Consider the following 3,822-nt stretch of genomic DNA (forward strand, 5'->3'; position numbering starts at 1 on the left):
GCGCCATGGGTGTGCGGCTGCTGCAGCGTTCCACACGCCAGCTCAACATGACCGCCGCCGGTCGCGAATTCTTCGAGCGCTGCGCACCGGGTCTGGAAGACATCGAGCACGCCAGCACCAGCCTCACCGAAAGCCAGGGCGAGCCGGCCGGCAGCCTGCGGGTGGCGGCACCGGTGGACTTCTTCGACAATTTTTCCATCGAGTGGATGCATGAATTCATGCGTCTCTATCCCAAGGTGCAGTTGGAATTCGTGCTCAACGACGGGCGCGCCGACCTGATTGCCGAGGGTATCGACCTGGCCTTTCGCGGCGGGGTGTTGCCGGACTCCAGCCTGGTGGCCAGGAAGCTGGTGCAAAGCCACCTGGCGCTCATTGCCAGCCCGCGCTACCTGGAGCGCGAGGGCAGCCCGCAGACCCTGGCCGACCTGGTCGGCCACGCTTGCCTGGCGACCTCGCAAGCGCCGCAGCATACGGTCTGGAAGCTGGAAGGCCCGCATGGGCCCCAAAGCGTGCGGGTGGCGCCGCGGCTGTGCATCAATACCGCCCAGGGGCAGTTGCGGGCGGCGCGCGCCGGGCTGGGGATTGCCTTGCTGCCCACCATGCTGGCCTCGGAGGATTTGCGCAATGGCACGCTGGTCAATATCCTGCCGGACTACCAGCGCGACACTATGGGTTTCTATGCGGTCTATGTGCATCGCCGCCAGTTGCCCAGCGCGGTGAGCGCCTTGATCGAGTTCTTCGCTGACAAGCTGGAACGCGGCATTGCCGACAAGGGCGCCCAGGCTTGCCAGCGGCATCTGGAGGACCAGGCCAAGGGCGCCGCAATGCCGGAAAAAGCGGCAGCCTGAGCGGCCTTGCGCAAGTGGGCCAATGACAAACGCCCGCTCAATGCGGGCGTTTGTCATGGAGGGGAGGGCAGGGAGATCAGCCGCGTTCGCGCAGGATACGCGCCACGCTGTCGATCTTGCGGATGCCGCGCATGAGGCGCGCCAGATGCACGCGATCCTCGATCTGGATGGTGAAGCGCAGGTATTTCATCGACGCATTGCCACCTTCGTCATCCATGGCCACCGAGACGATGTTGGCGTCCGATTCGCCGATTTCGGCGGCGATACGCGCCAGCGTGCCGCGCTCGTTGTGGATCAGGATAGTGATGCGGCAATCGAAGCGGCGATTCAGGTCGTGGCCCCAGACCAGTTCGATCCAGCGGTCCGGCTCCTTCTCGTGCAGGCGCTTGGCGGTTTCGCATTCCTGGGTATGCACGATCAGGGTCTGGTCCGGCTTGAGATAGCCGGTCAGGCGGTCGCCCGGAATCGGCATACAGCAGGACGACAATTGTGCCGAGGCCCCTTCGCTGCCGGTGATGACCACCGGGTCGGGCTTATTGGGCAGCATGTGGCCTTCCGGGTCCAGCTGCGGCACGCTCACGCCGGTATCCATCATGGTCATGATGTGACGCGCCACCAGCGGTGCCATGCGGGTGCCGATGCCGATCTCGGCATACAGGTCATCCATGGTCTTGGCGCTGGATTCGTTGAGCAGGCGCTCGACGATATGGGAAGGAAGTTCAGGTTCGATGCCCAGCGTATGAAGAGCGTTGCCCAACAAGCGGCGTCCCACGGTCTGCGACTCGACCCGGTTGGCCGTGCGCAGGCGGTGCCGGATGGCCGAACGCGCCTTGCCGGTGCGCACGTAGCCTAGCCAGTTGGGGCTGGGGCGGGAGGTCGGCGAGGTGATGATCTCGACGATGTCACCATTGTGCAGTTCCGAGCGCAGCGCGGCAGGTTCGTGGTTGATGATAGCCGAGGTGGTCTGGTCGCCGATGTCGGTGTGGATGCTGTAGGCAAAATCCAGGGCGGTAGCGCCACGCGGCAGGGCGATGATCTTCGATTTGGGGGTGAAGACATAGACCGAATCGGGGAACAGGTCGACCTTGACGTGTTCCAGGAACTCGGCTGAGTCGCCGGTCTGCTTCTGGATGTCCAGCAGCGACTGCAGCCAGGCATGGGTGCGCTGCTGCAGGTCGGTCAGGCTGCCTTCGTCATCCTTGTACAGCCAGTGCGCGGCCACGCCGGATTCGGCCACGCGGTGCATCTCGGTGGTGCGGATCTGGAACTCGACCGGCGTGCCATAGGGGCCGATCAGGGTGGTGTGCAGCGACTGGTAACCATTCAACTTGGGAATGGCGATGTAATCCTTGAACTTGCCCGGCATCGGCTTGAAGAGCGAATGCAGGGTGCCCAGCGCCACGTAGCAGTTGGCGAAGCTGTCCACCACCACCCGGAAACCGTAGACGTCCAGCACCTGCGAGAAGCTCAGGTGCTTGTTGCGCATCTTGCGGTAGATGCCGTAGAGGGTTTTTTCGCGGCCATCGACCTGGGCCGGGATGCCGGCGGCGATCAGGGTGCTGGTGACCGACTCCATGATCTTGGTCACCACCTCGCGGCGGTTGCCGCGGGCCGCCTTGACCGCCTTGGACAGGGTGCGGTGGCGCAGTGGTAGAGGTGCGAGAAGGACAGCTCCTGCAGTTCGCGGTAGATATTGTTCAGGCCCAGGCGGTGCGCGATGGGCACATAGACTTCCATGGTCTCGCGCGAGATGCGGCGCTTCTTTTCGGGCGGCATGGAGCCCAGGGTGCGCATGTTGTGCAGGCGGTCGGCCAGCTTGACCAGGATCACCCGCACGTCGCGTGCCATGGCCAGGAGCATCTTGCGGAAATTCTCCGCCTGCGCTTCGACCTGGCTCTGGAATTCGATCTTGTCCAGCTTGGACAGGCCATCCACCAGCGAGGCGACGGAGGCGCCAAAGCGCTCGATCAGCTCTTCCTTCTTGACGCCCTGGTCTTCCATCACGTCATGCAGGAAGGCCGCCATCATGGCCTGGGCATCGAGCTTCCATTCGGCGCAGATCTCGGCCACCGCCAGCGGATGCGAGATATAGGGCTCGCCGGACTTACGCATCTGGCCCAGGTGCATCTCATCGGCAAAGCGATAGGCTTCCTTGACCTTCTTCAGTTCGGAAGGCGTCAGGTATTCTTCGAGCTTGGGGATCAGGTGCGCAAAAGTCGCCACGCCGCTATGGGCAGCGGCAGGGGCGACTTCCTGGGGAGTTGCGGTGCGGCCGGAACCGGCGGCACGTTTGGAGCTAGCAGCGGCTGATAAGGTGGAGTCGGTAGTGGTGAGGCTCATACTTGTCCGTTATCAGCTTCATGGACGGACCAGGATCAGGCCGGAACCTTCTTGAGCATCTCGATACCGACTTTGCCGGCGGCGATTTCGCGCAGGGCGGTCACGGTCGGCTTGTCCTTGGCTTCCACCTTGGGGGTGTGGCCTTGCAGCAGCTGGCGGGCGCGGTAGGTGGCCGACAGGGTCAACTGGAAGCGGTTGGGGATCTGCTTGAGGCAATCTTCGATGGTAATGCGGGCCATGTGAAACTCCTGAATGACGGTCTTGCTTGTGGATTGATGTGTCCGGCGCGGGCTTGCTCGTCTAGCTTATGCTGTTCAGCTTGCGTGGATGCCCAACTGGGTGAACAGGTAGGCGTTGCGAGCGGCTTGCTGCGGGAAGCGGCAGCGGGCGGCCTGGACGATTGCCGTCAGTTCGGATAAAGCGACGGCAAACTCTTGATTGATAATAACATATTCGAACTCTGGAGAGTGCGCGATTTCGCCGCCGGCGGCCAGGATACGGCGTGTGATGACGTGCGGTTCGTCCTGTCCGCGCTTCTTCAGACGTTCTTCCAGGGCGGCGATGGAGGGCGGCAGGGATGAGATGCCGATGGCATTGGTAAATTGTTTCTTCACCTGCTGGGCACCTTGCCAGT

The 3,822-nt window shown here is 63.0% G+C and carries 2 protein-coding genes and 2 pseudogenes; 1 reads left to right on the forward strand and 3 read right to left on the reverse strand.

The features are described 5' to 3' along the window. A partial coding sequence (locus I5W_RS22630; protein ID WP_044530943.1) for a LysR family transcriptional regulator occupies positions 1 to 848 on the forward strand: 848 nt, incomplete at its 5' end. 76 nt (positions 849 to 924) lie between these two features. Here the strand turns inward: I5W_RS22630 and I5W_RS22635 are convergent. The 3 genes and pseudogenes from I5W_RS22635 to I5W_RS22645 form a co-directional block, all read right to left on the reverse strand. Then, positions 925 to 3,188: pseudogene (locus I5W_RS22635) on the reverse strand (RelA/SpoT family protein). A gap of 35 nt (positions 3,189 to 3,223) precedes the next feature. Next, positions 3,224 to 3,427 carry a DNA-directed RNA polymerase subunit omega gene (gene rpoZ / locus I5W_RS22640; protein WP_008328299.1) on the reverse strand — a complete coding sequence of 68 codons (204 nt, stop codon included), beginning with the start codon at positions 3,425 to 3,427 and terminating at the stop codon, positions 3,224 to 3,226. A gap of 75 nt (positions 3,428 to 3,502) precedes the next feature. Beyond that, a pseudogene (locus I5W_RS22645) lies at positions 3,503 to 3,822 on the reverse strand (guanylate kinase); the annotation flags it as partial.

It is taken from the genome of Herbaspirillum sp. B65, assembly GCF_000333555.1.
Taxonomy (GTDB): domain Bacteria; phylum Pseudomonadota; class Gammaproteobacteria; order Burkholderiales; family Burkholderiaceae_D; genus Herbaspirillum; species Herbaspirillum rubrisubalbicans.

Coding starts and splice junctions, on each gene's coding strand:
- rpoZ (WP_008328299.1), bottom strand. CDS start 3,427: ATGGCCCGCATTACCATCGAAGATTGCCTCAAGCAGATCCCCAACCGC.